Origin of the sequence: Rugamonas rivuli (genome assembly GCF_009380165.1) — a bacterium.
GTDB classification, from domain to species: domain Bacteria; phylum Pseudomonadota; class Gammaproteobacteria; order Burkholderiales; family Burkholderiaceae_D; genus Rugamonas; species Rugamonas rivuli.
This window is the reverse complement of sequence record NZ_WHUF01000004.1, coordinates 196276-219043: the sequence shown is the minus strand read 5'-3', so window position 1 is coordinate 219043 and position 22768 is coordinate 196276. Positions and strand designations below refer to the sequence as shown.

Genomic DNA, 22768 nt, shown 5'->3' with positions numbered 1-22768 from the left:
GATGACGATGAACTGGCGACGTTTATGCGGCGCCCTGGTTTTATTGGTGGCCGGCGTATCCGCCCATGCGGCGACGCAGGGCCGCGAGAAGCTGTCGCTGGATCGCGGCTGGCTGTTCCACCTGGGCGATATCGTCCAGCCGCCGATCAAGGGACACGGCGAATCCTACGGCAACGCCAAGGCGGGCAATGCCGCCGGCGCAGCCGGCACGGAGTACGACGATTCCGACTGGCGCCACCTGGACCTGCCGCATGACTGGGCGGTCGAAGGTCCGTTCGATCCCAATACCAACGTGTCGCAGGGCTACCGTCCGCGCGGTATCGGCTGGTATCGCCGCTATCTGCGTGTGGACGCAGCAGATCGTGGCCGCCATTTCGAATTGCAGTTCGACGCCATCGCCACCCACGCCACCGTTTGGGTGAACGGCAATGTGGTGAACCGCAACTGGTCCGGCTACAACTCCAGCTATATCGACATCACGCCTTATCTGCGCTATGGCGATGCGATGAACACCATCGCCATCCGCGCCGATGCCGAGGCCATGGAGGGCTGGTGGTACGAGGGCGCGGGCATGTATCGCCATGCGTGGCTGGTCAAGCGCGATCCGGTGCATGTGGCCACGGACGGCGTGCATGCCACGCCTGTGCCGCCTTCGGGCAAGGGCACGCAGTGGACGATACCCGTCGAAGTCACGCTGAACAACAGCGGCAAGCAGGCCAGTGGCGTGACGGTGGAGGTGACGCTGTTCGACCCCGCCGGCAAGCAGGTGCTGCGCAGGAGCACCACCGCGCGCGTGGCGGCGCTGGGCGCGGGCACGGTGCAGGTTCCGCTGGCCATCGCCGCCCCGGCATTGTGGTCGCTGGAGAAAACCAATCTGTATCGCGTGACGACGCGCGTTCTGCAGGACGGCAAGGCGCTGGACGAGGTATCGCTGCATACCGGCTTCCGCACCATACGCTTCGATGCGGCGCAGGGCTTCTTCCTGAACGGCGTGCATGTGAAGCTGCAGGGCGTGTGCATCCACCAGGACCATGCGGGTGTTGGCGTGGCAGTACCGGATTCGGTGTGGGAGTACCGCCTGCGGCGCTTGAAGGAGCTGGGCGTGAACGCGATCCGTTTCTCGCATAACGCGCCGGCGGCCGAGGTGCTGGATCTGGTGGACCGCATGGGCTTTGTAGTCATGGACGAGAACCGCAACTTCAATCCCTCGCCGGATTATTTGAAGCAGCTGGAGTGGATGGTCAAGCGCGATCGCCATCATCCGGGCGTGATCCTGTGGTCGGTGTTCAATGAAGAGCCGGAGCAGGCCACCGAAGTGGGCTACGAAATGGTGCGCCGTATGTCGGCCGCCGTGAAGGCGTTGGACGATACGCGGCCGGTGACGGCGGCGATGAACGGCGGCTTCCTGACGGAGCTGAACGTGTCGCACGCAGTGGACGTGGTGGGTTCCAACTACCAGGTGCCGGACTACGACCGCTATCACAAGGCCAATCCGAACAAGCCGTTCACCAGCTCGGAGGACACCTCGGCCTACATGACGCGCGGCGAGTTCAAGACCGTGCGCGAGAAAAACCTGATCGCCAGCTACGACGACGATGCGGCGGAGTGGGGCAATACCCACCGCGACGCATGGCAGGCGATCGCCACGCGGCCTTATGTGGCGGGCGGTTTCGTCTGGACCGGCTTCGATTATCGCGGCGAGCCTACGCCCAACGAATGGCCTTCTGTCAGTTCGGTGTTCGGCATCATGGACCTGAACGGCTTCCCGAAGAACGCCTATTACATCCATCAGGTACAGTGGATCAAGGACCGCCCGCTGATCCACATCGCGCCGCATTGGAACTGGAGCGGCAGCGAGGGCAAGGAGATTCGCGTCATGGTGATGGCCAACGTGGAGCGCGTGCAGCTGCTGCTGAATGGCCGCCTGCTCGGCGAGCAGAAGGTGGACCAGTACCGCATGAACAACTTCAACGTCGCCTACGCGCCGGGCAAGCTGGAGGCGATCGGCTACAACGGCGGCAAGGAGGTCGCACGCACGGCGGTGGAAACCACAGGCGCCGCAGTCGCGCTGGAGCTGGCGCCCGACCGCACGCAACTGGCCGGCGACGGCCGCGATGCGATGCCGATCACGGTGCGCGCGCTGGATGCTCAGGGCCGCGCTGTGCCGCTGGCCGATGCGCAGGTGACGTTTGCGGTGACGGGCGGCGGCCGCTCCATCGGCCATGGCAACGGCGATCCGAATTCGCACGAGGACGAGAAGGGTGCGACGCGCCGGCTGTTCAACGGCTTGGCGCAGCTGATCGTGCAGAGCCGCTACGACAGCGCGGAGGCCATCAGCGTGACCGCCACTGCGGCGGGGCTGGCGCCTGCGCGCATCGATATTCCAGTGAGGGCGGTTCCGGCGCAGCCTTACGTGGAATCGGCCGAGGCGCCGCTGACGCTGGTGCGCAGCTGGCGCATCGCGCCGGACACCGCCCAGCGGCCGGATCCCAATCAGCAGCTGGCCAGCTTCGATATGAACACCTGGGGCTGGGGTTCGCCGCCGATGATCGCGCCGGCCGCTGCGAAATATCATCTGTACCGCGCCAGCTTCACGCCGCGCAAGAACCTGGCCGATGGCAGCGGTGTGATTCGTTTCGCCAGCGTGCGCGGCAAGGCCGAGGTCTGGCTGAATGGACAGTTGATCGGCAGGAAGGAAAGCTACTCGCCGGCAGCGTTTGAGCTGACGCTGCCGGCTGGTGCCGGACAGCGCGAGATCAATGTCCTCATCGAAGCGGAGGATGGGAAAACCAGCGGCATCGAAGGCCATGTGAGTATTGCGCCACGCTTGCTGGCAAAATAGCAATTCTCGTCAACGCGTTGACGGCAAGGAAATAAATCACGCGCTTGCCCGCCAAATATGCGGGCAAGCGTGCGATTCTGTTGACGGCGTAACGCGCGCTGCCTATAGTGGCGGGATGATTTCAGAATTCGAAGAACTATCCGACAAAATCGACCAGCTGGCCGAGATGACCCAGGCCCTGCGCCGGGAAAATGCCCAACTGCGCCAGGCGAATGCCGCCCTGGTGATCGAGAACATGAGCTATCAGCGCAAGCTGAGTGAAGCGGCCGGCCGGGTGGAAGCCTTGCTGGAGAAAATCCCTGCGCTCGACGGCGACGCCGAACAGGAAGAACAGCCTGAAAACGAGGATGCACGATGATACAGCTGGATGTGACCATCATGGGTTCGCCGTATCGACTGGTCGTCAAGGAAGGCGAGGAGCGCGCGCTGCGCGAGGCCGCTGCTTTCCTGGACAAGAAGATGACCGCGATCCGCGATGCCGGCAAGGTCAAGGGCAACGACCGCATCGCCGTGATGGCTGCGCTGGGCATGGCGGCGGAGTTCCTGTCGGTGAAATCGCCGGTGGGGCCGCTGTCGGACATGTCTATACTGGAAGTGCAGACCAAGATCAGCGCCATGCACAAAGTACTCGACAGCGCGCTGACGCCGCAAGAAACCCTGTTTTAATTCGCTAAACTCCTTCCTTTGCGGCGGACAAAAGAGTAAACTTCGTTTCACCCTGCGGTGTTCGCGATTGCCATATATTCCTTGAACCATTTATGTGCACCGGTTGCGGAATTTTGTTCGATGGGCGTGAGCGTCGCTAGTCCGATGAACCCGAAATTGAACTAACTGTGACCACCTTGAACCGTTTGGTTCGGGATGCCGGCAAAGACGGCACAGGCGGGGCCTATCATATAAAGAAGCGGTTGCAAGCATGTGAGTGCGCAGCCGCTTTTTTTCGTCTGGAGAAAATCCATGCAATATTGGTTGATGAAATCCGAGCCCGATGAAGTCAGCATCGACGATGTGATGGCTTCGCCCGATCAGACCACGCCGTGGTTCGGCGTGCGCAACTACCAGGCCCGCAACTTCATGCGCGATGGTATGCAGGATGGCGACGGCGTGCTGTTCTACCACTCCAGCTGTCCGGAACCCGGCATCGCCGGGCTGGCGAAAGTGGTGGGCGGGCCGTATCCCGACGCCACTCAGTTCGACAAGGACAGCAAGTACTACGACCCCAAGGCCACGCAGGAACAGCCGCGCTGGATTTCGGTCGATGTGCGCGGCACGCAGAAAACGCGCTTGCTGCCGCTGGCGGAGATGCGCACGATACCGGCGCTGGAGGACATGGTGGTGCTGCAAAAAGGCAGCCGCCTGTCGATCACGCCGGTGACGGCGGCGCAGTGGGCCGCCATCGTCAAGCTGCTGAAAAATTAGCGCAGGCTATGGCCTCACTGTTAGAAATTCTTCCAGGTCGCTAGCGGCCAGCGTTCGCATGCCTCCTCGAACGAACCACTGATCAGCGGTGAGCGCCGTGTCAATATCACCCTTCCGCGGGTTTTTGTGTTGGTCCAGTATTCGCCACGCATTTCAAGTGTGTGCTTGCCTCCAATTTGAATCTCCGCGGCCCCTTGCTGCGTACCTTCTCCCGCGCGAAATGCTTCGTTCAGTGAGTATAGATAGACCAGTCGTTTAATCTGGGCGGCGTCGTTGGTAATCAATTGCGCTGCGTAGGAGACGCCATGTCGGTCCCGCGTAAAGCTTAAAACTGTCAGGGATAGCAGGTCTTGGCGGATCGAGAAGACAATTGGAGGCTGTTGTTGCACATTGTCCCGACCCCGTTCCCAGTCGGATTCCAGATGCCCCGTCCATGTCCCTTCCAGCACAGGCACGCCTAAGATCCAAGGAAAGGGGCGCAGTTTCCATCCCCATTTTATGATCGCGATACAGGCCAGTAGCGTGCCGGAGATGGCTGCTGGAATGTGGCTGACGATTTCCCTTGTTTCTGCAAAGCCGGTCACCGCCCAGCTCAGAAAGAGGCATAACAAAAACAAGACCACCGTCAGATAAATGAATTTCTTGAGGTGGTCGGCATTTGTTCCGATGCTGAGCATTTTAGCTTTCCGGCGGCGAGATCTTACGCGTTGTTCCCCGAATGAAAAGAGTGCCCCCGGTGTGCTTGCTGAGGGTGGCTGCGGCTGCGACTGACGGCAGCATTGAACAGAGATATGCTGCCATGAATCGCGCGCCGATGGGCTGGCTGTTCGCTATCGGATGACTTTGATCAGGTACTGGCGGCGAGAGAAACTGGCAGACGTGAGTGATCGCAAGGCTATCGGCATTCACCAAATGGAAGCCATCATGGAATGGCGACACGCGCCGACATATCTGATGCAATAGCTCGGCGCTTTGGCGGACATTTTTGGTTGGCAAGTCCAATGACGAAACATCGGGAGCCAGTGATACCGATGGCAGTAGAAAACCGGGGCGATAAAACAGCAGACCCAAGCCGGAAAAATCCGGGACTTTTTCCTTGCTGAGGTCGGAGAAAATTCTTGCTACCCAGTTTTCTATCTGATGGTTCATTTCACCACCAACTTTAATACGATCAGGCCTTGATGGGCGCGCGGCCTTTTTGTTTGACGGTGTAGGCCCACGCCAGCATCGCCAGCGCGCCGGCGACCATCGGCAGCGACAGCACCTGGCCCGAGGTGATCGGCATGCCGAGCACGGTGGTTTCCCAATCCGGCGTGCGGAAGTATTCGGTGAAGAATCGCGCGCAGCCATACAGCAGCGTGTACGTCGCGCCGACCGCCAGGCGTGGGCGCTCCTTGCGCGCATACAGCCACAGGATCGCGAACACCAGCAGGCCATCGATCAGCAGCTGATACAACGGCGATGGATGGCGCAAGCCTTGCAGGAACACGGGATTCGGCCACAGCGGATAGTTCGTGTCCGGCCACAGCATCGCCCATGGCAGCGTTTGATCGCTCACCACGCGGCCCGGCAGCTCGGCGTTGATGAAGTTGCCCAGGCGTCCGGCGGCGTAACCCAGCGGCACCAGCGGCGCGATGAAGTCGTACACGTCCAGCAGATTGCGGCCGCTCTTGCGCGCCCACACGGCCATCGCGATCAGCACGCCGAGGAAGCCGCCGTGGAAGGACATGCCGCCATGCCAGACCTTGAGGATCTCGATCGGATTGGCGAAGAAGTAGCCGGGACGGTAGAACAGCACCTCGCCCATGCGCCCGCCGATCACCACGCCCAGCATGCCGTAGAACAGCATGTCGTCCAGGTCTTCCTTCTTCCAGCCCTGCGCGGCGATGTGCGGCTGCTTGATGCGCACGCGGCCCAGCGCGATGAACATGGCGAAGGCGAGGACGTACATCAATCCGTACCAGTGGATCGCCACCGGCCCCAGTTGCAGGGCGATTGGATCGGGCATCGGGTGTATCAGCATAGGGTGTTCTTCCTTAATAATTCCAAAAAGCCGCGCAGTACCGGCGAGGCATTGTCGCGTCGCCAGGCCAGGCCGGTTTCGACCAGCGGCGTGGCGTCGCGCAGCGCCCGGTATTCTACCCCGGGCCGCATCAGGTTGGACACGGACTGCGGCACCAGCGCCATCCCCATGCCCGCCGATACCAGGCTGACGATGGTCTGCATCTGTATCGCCTGCTGGCCTATCTCCGGCGTGATGCCGGCCTCGCGGAACACCGACAGGATGGCGTCGTACAGCGCCGGCGAGATCGCGCGCGGGAAGATGATCAGCGGTAGCTTGGGCAGGGAAGCCAATGCCAGCCTGCCTTTCTTCTTCACCAGGCCGGCCGGCAGCGCCACCACCAGCGGCTCGCTCAGCACCGGCAGATAGTCCAGTTCCAGCTTGGCCTTGTCCGGCAGCGGCGGGATCAGCAGGCCGGCGTCGATGCGGTTGTGCAGCAGGTCGTCCAGTTGCAGGTCGGAGGTGGCTTCCTGCAGCGTGATCTGCACCTGCGGCCAGGCGGCGCGGTAGGCGCGCAGGAAGGGCGGCAGCACGCTGTAGTCGGCCGACGAGACGAAGGCCAGCGTCAGCCGCCCGACTTCGCCGGTGGCGGCGCGCTGCACCAGCTGCGGCAGTTCCAGCGATTGCGCCAGCATACGGCGCGCTTCCGGCAGCAGGGCGGCGCCGGCCGGCGTCAGCGCCACGCCGCGCCGGTTGCGCTCGAACAGCGCGGCGCCCAGCAGCTCTTCCAGTGCCTGTATCGTTTGCGACAAGGGCGGCTGCGTCATGTGCAGGCGCAGCGCCGCCTTGCCGAAGTGGAGTTCCTCGGCGACGGTGACGAAATAGCGCAATTGCCGCAGTTCCAGATTCATATTGTTTACTATTGAAATTTGTCTCAGTGATATTTTATACGACTCACAGAGTCGAAAATACTATATTTGACACCGGGGCAGGGGGAAGGCAATCTCTCATACTAAGCCAGCGGTCTTAAGCCCGCCTTTATCATTGGAGAATCATCATGCCGCAATACCGTTCCCGCACCACCACCCACGGCCGCAACATGGCCGGCGCCCGCGCCCTGTGGCGCGCGACCGGCATGAAGGACGGCGATTTCGACAAGCCTATCGTCGCCGTGGTGAACTCCTTCACGCAGTTCGTGCCCGGCCACGTGCACCTGAAGGACCTGGGCCAGCTGGTGGCGCGCGAGATCGAAAAGGCCGGCGGCGTGGCCAAGGAATTCAACACCATCGCGGTCGATGATGGCATCGCCATGGGCCACGGCGGCATGCTGTACTCGCTGCCGTCGCGCGACCTGATCGCGGACTCGGTCGAGTACATGGTCAACGCGCACTGCGCCGATGCCATGGTCTGCATCTCCAACTGCGACAAGATCACGCCGGGCATGCTGATGGCCGCGATGCGCCTCAACATTCCGGTGGTGTTCATCTCCGGCGGCCCGATGGAAGCGGGCAAGGTAATCAAGGTGGTCGACGGCAAACAGAAGATCATCAAGCTCGATCTGGTCGACGCCATGATCAAGGCCGGCGATCAATCGGTCAGCGATGCCGACGTGGCCGAGATCGAGCGTTCCGCCTGTCCTACCTGCGGTTCGTGCTCGGGCATGTTCACCGCGAATTCGATGAACTGCCTGACCGAGGCGCTGGGCCTGGCGCTGCCGGGCAACGGCACCATCGTCGCCACACACGCCGACCGCGAGCAGCTGTTCCTGCGCGCCGGCCGCCTGATCGTCGAACTGGCCAAGCGCCACTACGAGCAGGACGATTACTCGGTGCTGCCGCGCTCCATCGCCACCAAGGCCGCGTTTGAAAATGCGATGGCGCTGGATGTGTCGATGGGCGGTTCCACCAACACCGTGCTGCACTTGCTGGCCGCCGCGCATGAGGCGGAAGTGGACTTCGACATGAAGGACATCGACCGCATCTCGCGCAAAGTGCCATGCCTGTGCAAGGTCGCGCCGATGACTGACAAGTACCACATCGAAGACGTGCACCGCGCAGGCGGCATCGTGGCGATCCTGGGTGAGCTGGCGCGCGCCGGTTTGCTGGATACCTCGCTGCCGACCATCCACGCGCCGACGCTGGGCGATGCGATCGAACGCAACGACATCAAGCGCAGCGACGATCCGGCCGTGCACCAGCTGTTCCGCGCCGCGCCTGGCGGTGTGCCGACGCAGGTGGCGTTCTCGCAATCGGAACGCTACGACGCGCTGGATACCGACCGCAGCACGGGCTGCATCCGCGACAAGGCGCACGCCTATTCGCAGGATGGCGGTCTGGCTGTCTTGTACGGCAACCTGGCGGAGAACGGCTGCATCGTGAAGACTGCGGGCGTGGATGAAAGCATTTTGAAATTCAGCGGCAAGGCGCGCGTATTCGAAAGCCAGGATGCGGCGGTTGAGGGCATCCTGGGCGATACGGTGCATGAGGGAGATGTGGTCATCATCCGCTACGAAGGTCCGAAGGGTGGGCCGGGCATGCAGGAGATGCTGTATCCGACTTCGTACATCAAGTCCAAGGGCCTGGGCAAGGCTTGCGCGCTGCTGACCGATGGGCGCTTCTCGGGCGGTTCGTCGGGGCTGGTGATTGGCCATGCTTCGCCGGAAGCGGCGGAGGGCGGTGCGATCGGCTTGGTGGAAGAGGGCGATATGATCGATATCGATATCCCTAACCGCACCATCAGCCTGCGCATCAGCGATGCAGACCTGGCTGCGCGTCGCGCGGCGATGGAGGCCAAGGGCTCGGCGGCCTGGAAGCCGGTGAACCGTCAGCGTTATGTGTCGCAGGCGCTGCAAGCCTACGCGGCGCTGACCACGTCGGCCGACCGTGGCGCCGTGCGCGATCTGTCGCAGATCAAGCGCTAAGGTCAGCTGTCATTCCCGCGCAGGCGGGAATCCATGCTGAGCATCCATGCTTGGCGCTCTATGGATTCCCGCTTTCGCGGGAATGACGGGCCGCTATTTCTTGTCGAAATTCTGCTTCACGCGCGCCTTGCGGCGCTTTTCATCTTCGTCGTGGGCCTTGCGCTTGTCCAGGCCCAGCATCGGCTCCAGGAACTCGAACCACACGAAGGCGAACACCATCAGCCCGATAATCCACCACCAGGACAGTAGGGCGAACTTCCACACTTCGAAATAACGCAGCCCGCACAGGGCGAGGATTAGCAAAATCATAGGCATGACGTTCTCCTCCAGTTACCTCATCTTACAAAGAAAACGGTTTTACGTGCAGCAATATTCTATTATCGGTCAACGAGCATAAGCGGTATGGCGTTTATTGTTCACTGGGAAAACACGGTAGAATTGTTGGCAGATTTGAGTAGCACTTACCTGGAGAAGACAATGAAACGCAATTTGATGATGGTTGGTATGGTGGTGGCTTCGGCATTCGCATCGCAATCGGCTATGGCCGACGCGGGTATGGACCTGGCGAAAGCGAAGAACTGCCTGGCTTGCCACGCCGTGAGCACCAAGCTGGTTGGTCCTGCCTACAAGGATGTCGCCGCCAAATACGCCGGCCAGAAAGATGCGGAAGCCAAGCTGGTGACGAAAGTGATCAAGGGCGGCACCGGCGCCTGGGGCGCGATCCCTATGCCTGCCAATCCGCAAGTGAGCGAAGCCGAAGCGAAAACCCTGGTGAAATGGGTGCTGGCGCAGAAATGAGCCTTGCTTTAGCCGCATAAAAAAAACGCGCCATCGGCGCGTTTTTCATTGGTACAGCTGAAACTTACTTGATGACCGAAGTGATGGTCTTGGTGCCGTTGTTGTAGTTGTACAGCGTCAGCGAGCCATCCTTGATGTCGCCCTTGGCATCGAACTCGATCAGGCCGGTAACGCCCTGGTACTTGATCTTCTGCAGCACTGGCAGGTACTTGGCAGGCTCTGCCGAGTTCGCCTGCTGCATGGCGGCAGCCATGGTCATGACCGAGTCGTACACGTATGGCGCGTACAGTTGCACGTCCATGTTGTACTTCTTCTTGTAGCGGGCGTGGAAATCGTCCATATTCTTTTGCAGCTCAGGCGGCACACCGCCGGCTTCCGCGCAGGTGACGACCGGTACCGCGGTTTCGCCAGCCAGCTTAGGCAGCGATTCGGTGCACAGGCCGTCGCCGCCCATGTACTTGGCCTTGATGCCCAGCGCCTTCATCTGGCGCAGCAGCGGGCCGCCTACCGAGTCCATGCCGCCGAAGAAGATGACGTCGGGATTCTTGGCCTTGATGGTGGTCAGGATGGCGTTGAAGTCGGTGGCCTTGTCGGTGGTGAATTCCTTGCCGACGATTTGCACGCCAGGCATCGCCTTCTTGGCGCCCTTGACGAACTCTTCAGCTACGCCCTGGCCGTAGGAGGTACGGTCGTCGATGACGGCGATCTTCTTCACGCCCATCTTGTTGACGGCGTAAGCGCCCAGCGTGCCGCCCAGCTTGGCGTCGTTGGCGACCACGCGGAAGGCCGAGTTGAAACCTTGTTGCGTATATTTGGTCTGGGTGGTGGCTGGCGAAATTTCCGGGATGCCGGCGTCGAAGTAAATCTTCGAGGCTGGGATGGTGGTGCCCGAGTTCAGGTGGCCGATCACGCCGTTGACTTTGGCGTCGACCAGTTTCTGTGCAACGGCCGTACCCTGTTTCGGATCGCCGCCGTCGTCTTCCAGCACGAGCACGAATTTGACCGGCTTGCCGCCGATCTTGATGCCTTTGGCGTTCAATTCTTCGACGGCCATTTTGGCGCCGTTTTCATTGTCCTTGCCAAGGTGCGCGGATGGACCGGAAACCGGCGCCACGTGGCCGATCTTGATCACTTCTTGCGCGCCGGCGCTGCCAGCAAAAGCCAGGGCGATGGCGAGTGGAATGAATTTGGTCTTGAACAGCATATGCATTCTCCAATGGTTGAATAAGCGACGGTGTCTCGTGAGCGCCGCAGAATTTTTTCTGCAAGGCCAAAAGGTACAACAAATTATTCTTAACGCAAAGGGAGATTCGCAGGGTTTCGCACTTTTAAGTGGCATTTCCCGGTTTTGATGCGCGCTGCGCTGGGAGGGGGCGGTCCGTGCACCAGAAGTGGGAACGGACCGGGTGGGAAATTCTTACTTTTTGGCTTGCAGATGCGTCAGCTCTTGCGAGACGGCGCGGGCGACGATTTTCTCGATGGTGTCGTGCAGGCCGATACGGATTTCGTTGGTCAGGCCATGCAAGGCATGGGTCAGTACTTCGGCCATGCAGTCCTTGATGCGCTGCTCCAGCACGAAGTCCACGCGCGACTGCAGCTGGTGCATGATGCGCTCGGACAGGCGATGCTCCATCATCGCCCATTCCGCATCGCCCCAGTTGTCGATGGCGTCGGCTTCCAGATCGGCCGCCATCTCGGCGCGCTTGGACAGGATGGAACGGGCGCCGTTAGCCGCTTCGCCGGGCAGCAGTTCATCGCCCAGGGGCTCGGCCTTCAGGACTTCCGTCAAGACAGGGATACTGGCGTCAAACGATTGGGCTTGGCTCATGATTTTCCTGTGACAAAGTGGGTAAGTGGATAGTCTTGCTGCTTGTATGCGACGTAGCGCTTGCGGCCTGCAGCCGCATCATCCTCGTCGGAGGAAATTACTTCGATCATGCGCTCGAATTGCGCGACCCCGGAAGGCGCGCGGCGCGACAAATTTATCAATAATTCTTTGTGTGGTAATTCCGCCTCATCGTTGTCGGTAAGAATGATTGGCGTGTGCGCGGCGAGCGCATCGCCGGCGAGCACGTGGGGCAGGAAGTCCACAGCGGAAAATGTCCACATCGCCGTGTTAAGTTCCGCCAGTTGCGCCTCATCGTCTGCCATCAGTACCACGCGCGTGTTGGCCGCGCTGGCCTTGCGCACGAGGCGGCAGGCATAGGCGATCTTGTCCGGCACGTTGGTGTGGAAATCGATGCGTGTCATAGCTGTTTGATCTGTTCTGTAGAGGAGGAATGCGCGCAGCAAGCCGCTGCGAGATTCCAGTTTATTCGAAAATTATTTTTGCCGCTGGCACCGATGTTGCTACCGCGTGCGAATTTTAGAATTGGAAACCGGGCGGCGCGTTGACCGGCGGCAGGGGCTTAGGCAGTTCCTCCACCGGGCGCGGCGCTTCGGGCACTGGTGGTGGTGGCGGTGCGGCGGAAACCGGCGCAGGGTACTGGTAATTCGGCGGCAGACGTTTCTCCAGCGGATAGCCTGCGTCGCTCAGCAACACGTCCCAGCTGTTCTGTTCGAAGCCGGTCAGTTTGCTGCGACCCACCAGCAACAATGGCAGCTGACCATTGCCTCCGGCCTTCTTCAGCGCCAACTGATCGTCCACCGAGGTAATGGTTTTTTCATGGAAGGGAATACCGCGCGCCATCAGCATTGCGCGGCCGTTGCTGCAACCATCGCACTGCGCCGTAGTGTAGAGCGTGACCGGGCGGTTGCGTACGGCGTCGGCCAGTTCCTGCGGCAACTCCACCGAAGCTCCGCCGGTGGAAAACGATTTCACTTCGACTTTTGTTTTGGACGGCGTGGATGGCGGTGGCGGCTGGTCGCTGTAGTGGGTGACACCCTTGTCGTCGACCCACTTGTACACCTGGGCGCTGGCCGTGCCGAAGCACAGCAGCGCAACGGTGAGCATGGCCAGCCGCTTCATGATCAGGCCGCCATGCCGCTGTGACGCAGCAACGCGTCGATGCTGGGCTCGCGGCCTCGGAAGGCCGTGAACGATTCCAGCGCAGGACGCGAGCCGCCTACCGACAGGATCTCCTGCAGGTAGCGCTTGCCGGTGGCGGTGGTGGCGTCCGGGCCCAGGGCCTTGGCTTCTTCGAACGCGGCGTAGGCATCGGCGGACAGCACCTCGGCCCACTTGTAGCTGTAGTAGCCGGCCGCGTAGCCGCCGGCGAAGATGTGGCCGAAGGAGTTCTGGAAGCGGTTGAATGCAGGCGGCACGATCAGCGCGAACTTGGCGCGCACCTCGTCGATCACTTGCTGCACGGTCTTGCCGGTGCTGGCGTCGTAGTCGTAGTGCAGGTGCATGTCCAGCAGCGAGAACTCGACCTGGCGCAGCGTCTGCAGGCCGGACTGGAAATTCTTCGCGGCCAGCATCTTGTCGTACAGCGCGCGCGGCAGCGGTTCGCCTGTGGTCACGTGCGAGGTCATGTGTTCGAGCACTTCCCATTCCCAGCAGAAGTTCTCCATGAATTGCGACGGCAGTTCCACCGCATCCCATTCGACGCCGGAGATGCCGGAGACACCCAGCTCATCCACCTGCGTCAGCATGTGGTGCAGGCCGTGGCCGAATTCGTGGAACAGCGTGATCACTTCATCGTGCGTGAACAGCGATGGCTGCACCACGCCGTCTGCCACTGCTGGCTCGGTGAAGTTGCAGGTCAGGTAGGCGACCGGGGTTTGTACTTTCTCTTCCTCGGCGCGGCGGCCGCGGGCGTCGTCCATCCAGGCGCCGCCGCTTTTGCCGGCGCGCGCGTACAGGTCCAGGTAGAACTGGCCGATCAGCTTGCCGTTGCGCTCGATGCGGAAGAAGCGCACATCCTTGTGCCATACCGGCGCGTCGTCCGGTTTGATCTCGACGGTGAACAGGTTCTGGATCAAACGGAACAGGCCGTCGACCACTTTGTGTTCAGGGAAGTACTGCTTCACTTCCTGCGCGGAGAAGGCGTAGCGGCGCTCCTGCAGTTTTTCGGATGCGTAGGGAATGTCCCAGGCTTTCAGTTCTTCGATGCCCAGTTCTTCCAGTGCGAATTTTTTCAGCTCGGCCAGGTCCTGCTCGGCGAACGGACGGGCACGCTTGGCCAGGTCTTCGAGGAAGGCGATCACCTGGTCCGGCGACTGCGCCATCTTCGGCACCAGCGAGACTTCGGCGAAGTTTTTATAGCCCAGCAGTTTGGCTTCCTCGTCGCGCAGCTTGAGCAGCGTGACGATGTTTTGCGTGTTGTCCCAGTCTTCCTTCTTGCTGAACACTTCGCCCTGCTCGGAAGCCTTGGTGGCGTTGGCGCGGTAGATGGTCTCACGCAGCTCGCGCTTGTCGGCGAATTGCAGGATAGGGAAGTAGGACGGGAAGTGCAGCGAGAATTCGTAGCCTTGCTTGTTTTCCTTTTCGGCGGCGGCGCGCGCGGCGGCTTTCACGTCGGCGGGCAGGCCAGCCAGGTCGGCCTCGTCGGCCACCAGCAGCTTGAAGTCGTTGGTGGCGTCGAGCACGTTTTCGGAGAAGCGGGTCGAGACCGACGCGTGTTCTTCCTGGATGTCGGCAAAGCGTTCTTTTTTATCGGCAGGCAGTTCGGCGCCGCCCATGCGGAAATCGCGCACGGCGTTGTCGATGATGCGCTTGCGGGCCGGCGACAGGCTGTCGAAGCCGGCCGATGCGCGCAGCGCCTTGTACTTGCCGAACAGCGCCTCGTTCTGGGCCAGCGCGGTCCAGAACTCGGTCACTTTCGGCTGGTTGTCGTTGTAGGTGGCGCGCAGCTCGGGCGTATCGACCACATTGTTCAGATGACTGACGATGCCCCATGCGCGGCCCAGCAGCTCGGTGGCGTTTTCCAGCGGGGTGACGAAGTTATCCCACGTCACTTGCTCGGACGGCGCTTCCAGTTGCTCGACCACGGCGCGGCTTTTGGCCAGCAGCTCATCGATGGCCGGGGTGACGTGCTCGGGCTTGATCGCATCGAAACGCGGCAGGCCGCTAAAGTCCAGCAGGGGATTTTGGTCAGTCATCTTGAGTCCAATAAGTTCGATACGGTTGTATTAAGTGCGCTCGGCCGCTTCGACGGTGTTCATCAGCAGCATGGTGATGGTCATCGGACCCACGCCGCCTGGTACCGGCGTGATGTGCGAAGCCACTTCCTTGATGCCGGCGAAATCGACGTCGCCGCACAGCTTGCCCGCTTCATCACGGTTGATGCCGACGTCGATGACGATCGCGCCCGGCTTCACCATATCAGCGGTCAGCGTATTGCGGCGGCCGGTTGCAGCCACAACAACGTCGGCCTGGCGGGTGTACAGGCCCAGGTCCGGCGTCGCACTATGACAGATGGTGACGGTGGCGTTGGCTTGCAAGAGCAGCAGCGCCATCGGCTTGCCGACGGTGTTGCTGCGGCCGATGACGACCGCGTGCTTGCCGCGTAGGTTGACGCCGGTGCTTTCGATCAGCTTCATGCAGCCGTACGGCGTGCAAGGACGGAAACCGTCCAGGCCGGCCATCAGCTCGCCGGCGCTCAGCACCGAGTAGCCGTCCACGTCTTTCTTGGTGGAGATCGCTTCGATGACCTTGTGCGGGTCGATGTGCTTAGGCAGCGGCATTTGCACCAGGATGCCGTGGATGGCCGGATCGGCGTTCAGCGCGGCGATGCGTTCCAGCAGGGCGGATTCGCTCAGGTCGGCAGGGTACTGATCCTTCAAGGAATAGAAACCGGCGTCCTCGCAAGCCTTGACCTTGTTGCGCACATACACATGGCTGGCCGGGTCGTCGCCGACGATGATCACGGCCAGGCCGGGCTGTTTGCCTAGTGCGGTGAGGGCGGCAGCACGTGCAGCAATTTCCGCGCGCAGTTTTTGGGAGAGGGCGATTCCGTCGATCAGTTGAGCAGGCATGATTTAACCAGGTTGGAGAGGAAAGCAGGATTATAAAGCCGCAGCGCGCACTCCGCCTCGTTTCCCGTGGTTTAGTGATGCTGCGGCGCACAAGAATTTCATGGGGTGATTTCACAATACGGAATGACGTATCGTAATTTGAAAAAGAAGAAAACTGCTGTTAGAATCGCACACGGCATCGAAGTATTGGTAAATAATCAGCGTCACGTCAGCATTCAAACTCAGGAGACTTAATACATGTCAGCTCAACTTGACCAGGTAACGGCAAACCCCGACCCTGATTCGCAAGAAACCAAAGAATGGTTGGACGCACTGGCCGCAGTGCTGGAACAAGAGGGCCCTGAACGTGCTCACTACCTGATGGAACGCCTGATCGATCTGGCCCGCCAAAGCGGCTCGGACATCCCGTTCTCCGCCAATACCGCATACGTCAACACCATCCCCGCCCACCTCGAAACCCACTGCCCAGGCAATCTGGAATACGAAGAGAAGCTGCGCTCGTGGATGCGCTGGAACGCCATGGCGATGGTCGTCAAGGCCAACCGCGTCGACGGCGACCTCGGTGGCCACCTGTCCTCGTTCGCCTCGCTGGCCAACATGCTGGGCATCGGCTTCAACCACTTCTGGAAAGCGCCTAGCGAAAGCCACGGCGGCGATCTGCTGTACATCCAGGGCCACTCCTCGCCAGGCGTGTACGCCCGCGCGTTCCTCGAAGGCCGCCTGACCGAAGAGCAGCTGACCCATTACCGTCGCGAAGTCGACGGCAAGGGCCTGTCCTCGTATCCGCACCCGAAACTGATGCCGAACTTCTGGCAGTTCCCGACCGTGTCGATGGGCCTGGGCCCGTTGATGGCGATCTACCAGGCGCGCTTCCTGAAGTACCTGCACGCGCGCTCGATCGCCGACACCACCGACCGTAAAGTCTGGGCATTCTGCGGCGACGGCGAGATGGACGAACCGGAATCGCTGGGCGCAATCGGCATGGCCGCGCGCGAGAAGCTGGACAACCTGGTCATCGTCGTCAACTGCAACCTGCAACGCCTGGACGGTCCTGTGCGCGGCAACGGCAAGATCATTCAAGAGCTGGAAGCGGACTTCCGCGGCGCCGGCTGGAACGTCGTCAAAGTCATCTGGGGCCCGGGTTGGGACGCGCTGCTGAAGCAGGACAAAGAAGGCATCCTGCGCAAAGTGATGATGGAAACCGTCGACGGCGAATACCAGAACTACAAAGCGAAAGACGGCGCCTACGTGCGCGCCAACTTCTTCGGCAAGCATCCTAAGCTGCTGGAGATGGTCGCCAACATGACCGACGACGACATCTGGCGCCTGACCCGTGGCGGCCACGATCCGCACAAGATCTACGCGGCTTTCAAGGTCGCACAGGAACACAAAGGCCAACCGACCGTCCTGCTGGTGAAAACCATCAAGGGCTTCGGCATGGGCAAGCACGGCGAAGCGCGCAACACCGCGCACAACACCAAGAAACTGACCGACGAAGCGGTGCGCGAAATGCGCGACCGCTACTCGATCCCTATCCCGGACGACAAGCTGGCCGATATCCCGTTCTACAAGCCTGCCGACGACGCACCGGAAATCAAGTACCTGCACGAGCGCCGCGCCGCGCTGGGCGGCTACCTGCCGGCCCGCCGCATGCAAGCCGACGAGAAGCTGACCGTGCCGCCACTGTCCGCGTTCCAGAACGTGCTGGATGCGACCGCTGAAGGCCGCGAAGTATCGAGCACCCAGACCTACGTGCGTATCCTGACCACGCTGCTGAAAGACTCCAGCGTCGGTTCGCGTATCGTGCCGGTGCTGGTCGACGAGTCGCGCACCTTCGGTATGGAAGGCCTGTTCCGCCAGGTTGGTATCTTCAACCAGCAAGGCCAGTTGTACGAGCCGGTCGACAAAGACCAGGTCATGTACTACCGCGAAGACAAGGCCGGCCAGATCCTGCAAGAGGGTATCAATGAAGCCGGTGGTATGAGCTCGTGGATCGCTGCGGCGACTTCGTACTCGACCAACAACCGCGTGATGATCCCGTTCTACACGTACTACTCGATGTTCGGCATGCAGCGTATCGGCGACCTGGTATGGGCCGCCGCCGACATGCGCGCCCGTGGCTTCCTGATGGGCGGCACCGCCGGCCGTACGACGCTGAACGGCGAAGGTCTGCAACACGAAGACGGTCATAGCCACCTGTTCGCAGCGGCTGTACCGAACTGCATGCCTTACGATCCGACCTTCGGCCACGAACTGGCCGTGATCATCCAGGACGGTATGCGCCGCATGGTGGAAGATCAGGAAGACGTGTTCTACTACATCACCATCATGAACGAGAACTACCCGCACCCAGGCATCAAGCCGGGCCAGGAAGAGGGCATCCTGAAGGGTATGTACCTGCTGCAGAAAGGCGACGAGAAAGCCAAGCAGCGCGTGCAGCTGATCGGCTCCGGCACCATCCTGCGCGAATCGATCTTCGCCGCAGAACTGCTGAAGAACGACTGGAACATCGCCGCCGACGTGTGGTCCGCTCCGTCGCTGACGCTGGTGGCCCGCGACGGCCAGGACGCAGAGCGCTGGAACCTGGTCAACCCGACCAAGGAACAACGCGTGCCGTACGTGGCGCAGCTGCTGAAGGATACGACCGGCCCTATCGTTGCGACGACCGATTACATGCGTGCGTTTGCTGAGCAGATCCGCGCCTTCATCCCGAAAGACCGCACCTACCGCGTGCTGGGCACCGATGGTTTCGGCCGTTCGGACACCCGCGCCGCACTGCGCGAGTTCTTCGAAGTGAACCGTTACTACATCACGGTCGCTGCGCTGAAATCGCTGGCGGAAGAAGGCAAGATCGACGCGAAGGTGGTGGAACAGGCAGTCGTCAAGTACGGCCTGAACGCCAACAAGCCAAATCCGGTGACTCAATAATTAGAACGGAGCAGACGCTATGAGCATTGTGGAAGTTAAAGTCCCGGATATCGGTGATTTCAAGGAAGTTGAAATCATCGAGTTGATGATCAAAGTAGGCGACACCATCAAGGTGGACCAGTCGCTGATTACCGTTGAATCGGACAAGGCCAGCATGGAGATTCCTTCGTCCGCCGCTGGCGTGGTCAAGGAAATCAAGGTCAAGGTCGGCGACAAGGTGGCTATGGGTTCGCTGCTGCTGTTGCTGGAAGCTGATGGCGCTGCCGCCGCTCCTGCCGCTGCCGCACCTGCACCAGCCGCTGCGGCTCCAGCACCGGCGCCTGCCGCCGCTGCCGCGCCGGCACCTGCGCCGGCTGCCGCCGTTTCGGCCGGCCCGGTCGAAGTCAAAGTGCCGGACATCGGCGACTTCAAGGAAGTTGAAGTCATCGAAGTGATGGTCAAAGTTGGCGACACGATCAAGGTCGATCAATCGCTGCTGACCGTTGAATCGGACAAAGCCAGCATGGAAATCCCTTCGTCGCACGCAGGTGTGGTGAAGGAAGTGAAGATCAAGGTTGGCGACAAGGTTGCAATGGGTTCCATCGTGCTGGTGGTTGAAGCCACCGGCGGCGCTGCTGCTCCGGCTCCTGCCGCTGCTGCCCCTGCTGCCGCAGCCGCTCCAGCTGCCGCTGCTGCCGCGCCTTCGCCGGCGCCTGCCGCCGCAGCCGCACCGGCCGCGTCGCAAGGTTCGGTCCAAACCGGCAAGCTGGCGCACGCATCGCCTTCGATCCGCAAGTTCGCCCGCGAACTGGGCGTGGATCTGCTCAAGGTGCCTGGCTCCGGTCCTAAAGGCCGCATCACCCAGCTGGACGTGCAGAACTACGTCAAGGGCGTGATGGCTGGTACCACCGCAGCACCTGCCGGCGCATCGTCGCCAGCAGGCGGCAACGGCGGCATGAGCGTGCTGCCATGGCCGGTGATCGACTTCAGCAAATTCGGTCCTACCGAACTGCTGCCGCTGTCGCGCATCAAGAAAATCTCTGGTCCTAACCTGCACCGCAACTGGGTCATGATCCCGCACGTCACGCAGTTCGACGATGCCGACATCACCGACCTGGAAGCGTTCCGCGTCGAGACCAACAACGCCAACGCCAAGAACAAGGATGCGGCCAAGCTGACCATGCTGGCCTTCGTCATCAAGGCATCGGTCGCCGCGCTGAAGAAATTCCCGGCGTTTAACGCGTCGCTGGATGAGAAGGGTGAAAACCTGATCCTCAAGCAGTACTACAACATCGGCTTCGCAGCCGACACGCCGAACGGCCTGGTTGTGCCAGTGATCAAAAACGCCGACCAGAAATCGGTCTCGCAGATCGCCCGCGAAATGACCGAGCTGTCGCTGCAAGCGCGCGAAGGCAAGCTGAAACCGACCGATATGCAAGGCGCCAGCTTCACCATCTCGTCGCTGGGCGGCATCGGCGGCACGCACTTCACTCCTATCGTCAACGCGCCGGAAGTGGCGATCCTTGGCCTGTCCAAGGCGTCGATCAAGCCGGTTTGGGACGGCAAGGCCTTCCAGCCTCGCCTGATGATGGGTACCTCGCTGTCCTACGACCACCGCGTGGTCGACGGCGCGATGGGTGCTCGCTTCTCCGTGTACCTGAGCGAAGTGCTCGGCGACATGCGCAAAATTCTGCTGTAAGGAGCGACTATGAGCACAGAAGTGAAAGTGCCGAACATCGGCGACTTCGCAGAAGTTGAAGTGATCGAGGTGATGGTCAAGGTTGGCGATACGATCAAGGTCGATCAGTCGCTGATCACCGTTGAATCGGACAAGGCCAGCATGGAAGTTCCTTCGTCGCACGCAGGTGTGGTGAAGGAAGTGAAGATCAAGGTTGGCGACAAGGTCAAGGAAGGCTCGCTGATGCTGGTGGTTGAAGCTTCCGCTGGCGCGGCTGCTGCGGCTCCTGCCGCCGCGCCGGCGCCTGCTGCGGCAGCTCCGGCTCCGGCCGCTGCACCTGCGCCAGCCGCACCGATCGCCGCACCAGCCGGTAGCAGCTACGCCGGCCAGGTCGACATCGACTGCGACATGATGGTACTGGGCGGCGGTCCTGGCGGTTACTCCGCTGCGTTCCGCGCTGCGGACCTGGGCCTGAACACCGTGATCGTCGAGCGTTACGAAACGCTGGGCGGCGTGTGCCTGAACGTAGGTTGCATCCCGTCGAAAGCGCTGCTGCACGTGGCGTCGGTGATCGACGAAACCTCGCACATGTCCAACACCGGCGTCACCTTCGCCAAGCCGACCATCGACATCGACCAGGTACGCAAGTACAAGGAAGGCGTCATCAAGAACATGACCGGCGGTCTGGCCGGCATGGCCAAGGCACGCAAGACGCAAGTCGTCACCGGCGTCGGCCAGTTCCTGAGCGCGAACCACATCGAAGTCACGGCCGGCGACGGCACCAAGAAAGTGGTGCAGTTCAAGCAGGCCATCATCGCAGCCGGTTCGGCCGTGGTGAAGCTGCCGTTCGTGCCTGAAGATCCACGCATCGTCGATTCGACCGGCGCGCTGGAACTGCGTCAGATCCCGAAACGCATGCTGGTCATCGGCGGCGGCATCATCGGCCTGGAAATGGCTACCGTGTACTCGACCTTCGGCGCGCGCATCGACGTGGTCGAAATGATGGACGGGTTGATGCAAGGCGCCGACCGCGATGCGGTCAAGGTCTGGCAGAAGTTCAACGAAAAGCGCTTCGACAACATCATGACCAAGACCAAAACGGTCGGCGTTGAAGCGCTGCCGGAAGGGATCAAAGTCACGTTCGAAGCGGCGGAAGCCGGCGCTGCCGCGCCAGCCCCGCAGATCTACGACCTGGTGCTGGTCGCAGTGGGCCGCAGCCCGAACGGGAAGAAGATCGCCGCCGACAAGGCAGGCGTGATCGTGTCCGATCGCGGCTTCATCCCTGTCGACAGCCAGATGCGCACCAACGTGCCGAACATCTTCGCCATCGGCGACCTGGTGGGCCAGCCTATGCTGGCGCACAAGGCGGTGCACGAAGGCCACGTGGCGGCGGAAGCTGCAGCGGGCCAGAAGTCGCACTTCGATGTGAAGGTGATTCCATCGGTGGCCTACACCGATCCGGAAGTGGCATGGGCCGGCATCACCGAAGACGAAGCGAAAGCCAAGGGCATCAAGGTCGAGAAGGGCCACTTCCCTTGGGCAGCGAGCGGCCGCGCCGTGGCCAATGGCCGCGCAGAGGGCTTCACCAAGCTGCTGTTCGACGCTGAAACGCACCGCATCATCGGCGGCACCATCGTCGGCACGCACGCCGGCGACATGATCGGCGAGATCGCGCTGGCGATCGAGATGGGTTGCGACGGCACCGACATCGGCAAGACGATCCACCCGCACCCGACCTTGGGCGAGTCGATCGGCATGGCCGCAGAGGTGTACGAAGGCGTCTGCACCGACCTGCCTCCGCCACGCAAGCGCTAAGCAACGCAGCATCACAAAACCGGGACTTGTTCCCGGTTTTTTTATAGGCTTTCAAGATGTCTTCAATACTGTCATTCATTCCGCTGCTGCTGTCGATCGCGCTGTACACCAGCCTCGTCAAGCTCGCGGCCTTCCTCTACAAACGCGCGCTGCTGAGCTGGCGCGATGCTTGTATCTTCAGTCTGATTCTGTTAACGGTGCTGGGCACTGGCACGCTGCTTAACCGCCTTTCAGGCAATGCGATTCCACTAGTGGTGTCGATAGCCGCCGGCATGGTGATCCAGGTCGGCATCGGCGCGTGGTACCTGGCGCCCCGTGCGCGCACGGCCGGTGGTGAGCCGCTTGCGGCCAAAGGCGCTGCGATGCTGGCGCTGATCGCCTATGGGCTGATCGCGATCCTGGGCGTACTGGCCGGCGTTGCGGTTACGGCGTTGCGCAGTTGAGTGCTATGGCGACAGCAGAACCCTA

At 61.3% G+C, this 22768-nt stretch carries 21 protein-coding genes and 1 other RNA gene; 11 read left to right on the top strand and 11 right to left on the bottom strand.

Annotated features, from left to right (window positions below; translation table 11 throughout):
- Positions 1-7 precede the first annotated feature (7 nt).
- The 5 genes from galA to GEV01_RS16040 all read left to right on the top strand — a co-directional run bounded on the left by galA (position 8) and on the right by GEV01_RS16040 (position 4261).
- Entirely contained in the window at positions 8-2842 is a 2835-nt protein-coding gene (galA, locus tag GEV01_RS16060) for a beta-galactosidase GalA (RefSeq protein WP_235914388.1), read from the top strand.
- A 115-nt stretch (positions 2843-2957) separates the two neighbouring features.
- Positions 2958-3200: a hypothetical protein gene (locus tag GEV01_RS16055; RefSeq protein ID WP_008451583.1), complete on the top strand. Its 243-nt coding sequence runs from the start codon at positions 2958-2960 to the stop codon at positions 3198-3200.
- Positions 3197-3508: a cell division protein ZapA gene (locus GEV01_RS16050; RefSeq protein ID WP_070269225.1), complete on the top strand. Its 312-nt coding sequence runs from the start codon at positions 3197-3199 to the stop codon at positions 3506-3508. The genes GEV01_RS16055 and GEV01_RS16050 overlap by 4 nt, the downstream gene beginning before the upstream one ends.
- Before the next feature lie 46 nt (positions 3509-3554).
- Positions 3555-3735: non-coding RNA, 6S RNA (ssrS, locus tag GEV01_RS16045), on the top strand.
- Positions 3736-3799: 64 nt separating this feature from the next.
- Positions 3800-4261, top strand: a complete 462-nt coding sequence (locus GEV01_RS16040; protein WP_152806232.1) for an EVE domain-containing protein — start codon at positions 3800-3802, stop codon at positions 4259-4261.
- Between the two features lie 20 nt (positions 4262-4281).
- Here GEV01_RS16040 and GEV01_RS16035 read toward each other — a convergent pair whose 3' ends face one another.
- The 4 genes from GEV01_RS16035 to GEV01_RS16020 are packed head-to-tail and all read right to left on the bottom strand — an operon-like array spanning position 4282 to position 7174.
- Positions 4282-4938, bottom strand: coding sequence for a Cap15 family cyclic dinucleotide receptor domain-containing protein (locus GEV01_RS16035; protein WP_152806229.1), 657 nt, complete (start codon positions 4936-4938; stop codon positions 4282-4284).
- Position 4939: 1 nt separating this feature from the next.
- Positions 4940-5410 (bottom strand): hypothetical protein, encoded by a 471-nt coding sequence (locus GEV01_RS16030; RefSeq protein WP_152806226.1) that lies wholly within the window; start codon positions 5408-5410, stop codon positions 4940-4942.
- 22 nt (positions 5411-5432) lie between these two features.
- Positions 5433-6284: a prolipoprotein diacylglyceryl transferase gene (gene lgt, locus GEV01_RS16025; RefSeq protein ID WP_152806223.1), complete on the bottom strand. Its 852-nt coding sequence runs from the start codon at positions 6282-6284 to the stop codon at positions 5433-5435.
- Positions 6278-7174: a LysR family transcriptional regulator gene (locus GEV01_RS16020; RefSeq protein ID WP_152806221.1), complete on the bottom strand. Its 897-nt coding sequence runs from the start codon at positions 7172-7174 to the stop codon at positions 6278-6280. Before GEV01_RS16020 ends, lgt begins: the two co-directional genes overlap by 7 nt.
- A gap of 146 nt (positions 7175-7320) precedes the next feature.
- Here GEV01_RS16020 and ilvD point away from each other — a divergent pair, with 146 nt between their 5' ends.
- Positions 7321-9183 carry a dihydroxy-acid dehydratase gene (ilvD, locus tag GEV01_RS16015; protein WP_070269229.1) on the top strand — a complete coding sequence of 621 codons (1863 nt, stop codon included), beginning with the start codon at positions 7321-7323 and terminating at the stop codon, positions 9181-9183.
- Positions 9184-9276: 93 nt separating this feature from the next.
- On the opposite strand, the gene GEV01_RS16010 is transcribed toward ilvD, so the two are convergent.
- On the bottom strand, positions 9277-9498 hold the full coding sequence (locus tag GEV01_RS16010; protein ID WP_008451576.1) for a TIGR04438 family Trp-rich protein: 222 nt from the start codon (positions 9496-9498) through the stop codon (positions 9277-9279).
- Between the two features lie 162 nt (positions 9499-9660).
- On the opposite strand from GEV01_RS16010, the gene GEV01_RS16005 reads away from it, so the two are divergent.
- The gene (locus tag GEV01_RS16005; RefSeq protein ID WP_070269230.1) at positions 9661-9981 is read left to right on the top strand and encodes a c-type cytochrome; all 321 of its coding nucleotides are present in this window, start codon (positions 9661-9663) and stop codon (positions 9979-9981) included.
- 64 nt (positions 9982-10045) lie between these two features.
- Here GEV01_RS16005 and GEV01_RS16000 read toward each other — a convergent pair whose 3' ends face one another.
- The 6 genes from GEV01_RS16000 to folD all read right to left on the bottom strand — a co-directional run bounded on the left by GEV01_RS16000 (position 10046) and on the right by folD (position 15900).
- Positions 10046-11185: a branched-chain amino acid ABC transporter substrate-binding protein gene (locus GEV01_RS16000; RefSeq protein ID WP_152806218.1), complete on the bottom strand. Its 1140-nt coding sequence runs from the start codon at positions 11183-11185 to the stop codon at positions 10046-10048.
- A gap of 213 nt (positions 11186-11398) precedes the next feature.
- Positions 11399-11809 carry a hypothetical protein gene (locus GEV01_RS15995; protein WP_008451573.1) on the bottom strand — a complete coding sequence of 137 codons (411 nt, stop codon included), beginning with the start codon at positions 11807-11809 and terminating at the stop codon, positions 11399-11401.
- Positions 11806-12231: a DNA polymerase III subunit chi gene (locus tag GEV01_RS15990; protein WP_152806215.1), complete on the bottom strand. Its 426-nt coding sequence runs from the start codon at positions 12229-12231 to the stop codon at positions 11806-11808. Before GEV01_RS15990 ends, GEV01_RS15995 begins: the two co-directional genes overlap by 4 nt.
- A gap of 115 nt (positions 12232-12346) precedes the next feature.
- Positions 12347-12949, bottom strand: coding sequence for a glutaredoxin family protein (locus GEV01_RS15985; RefSeq protein WP_152806212.1), 603 nt, complete (start codon positions 12947-12949; stop codon positions 12347-12349).
- A gap of 2 nt (positions 12950-12951) precedes the next feature.
- Positions 12952-15024, bottom strand: a complete 2073-nt coding sequence (locus GEV01_RS15980; protein ID WP_152806209.1) for a M3 family metallopeptidase — start codon at positions 15022-15024, stop codon at positions 12952-12954.
- 30 nt (positions 15025-15054) lie between these two features.
- Complete coding sequence (gene folD / locus GEV01_RS15975) at positions 15055-15900, bottom strand: bifunctional methylenetetrahydrofolate dehydrogenase/methenyltetrahydrofolate cyclohydrolase FolD (protein ID WP_152806207.1); 846 nt, start codon at positions 15898-15900, stop codon at positions 15055-15057.
- A 237-nt stretch (positions 15901-16137) separates the two neighbouring features.
- Here folD and aceE point away from each other — a divergent pair, with 237 nt between their 5' ends.
- The 4 genes from aceE to GEV01_RS15955 are packed head-to-tail and all read left to right on the top strand — an operon-like array spanning position 16138 to position 22743.
- On the top strand, positions 16138-18828 hold the full coding sequence (gene aceE, locus GEV01_RS15970) for a pyruvate dehydrogenase (acetyl-transferring), homodimeric type (protein ID WP_152806204.1): 2691 nt from the start codon (positions 16138-16140) through the stop codon (positions 18826-18828).
- Positions 18829-18847: 19 nt separating this feature from the next.
- Positions 18848-20506, top strand: coding sequence for a dihydrolipoyllysine-residue acetyltransferase (gene aceF / locus GEV01_RS15965; RefSeq protein ID WP_152806200.1), 1659 nt, complete (start codon positions 18848-18850; stop codon positions 20504-20506).
- A gap of 9 nt (positions 20507-20515) precedes the next feature.
- Entirely contained in the window at positions 20516-22300 is a 1785-nt protein-coding gene (lpdA, locus tag GEV01_RS15960; protein ID WP_152806197.1) for a dihydrolipoyl dehydrogenase, read from the top strand.
- Positions 22301-22356: 56 nt separating this feature from the next.
- A complete protein-coding gene (locus GEV01_RS15955) occupies positions 22357-22743 on the top strand; it encodes a hypothetical protein (protein ID WP_152806194.1) in 387 nt (128 codons plus the stop codon).
- The last annotated feature ends 25 nt before the right edge of the window (positions 22744-22768 follow it).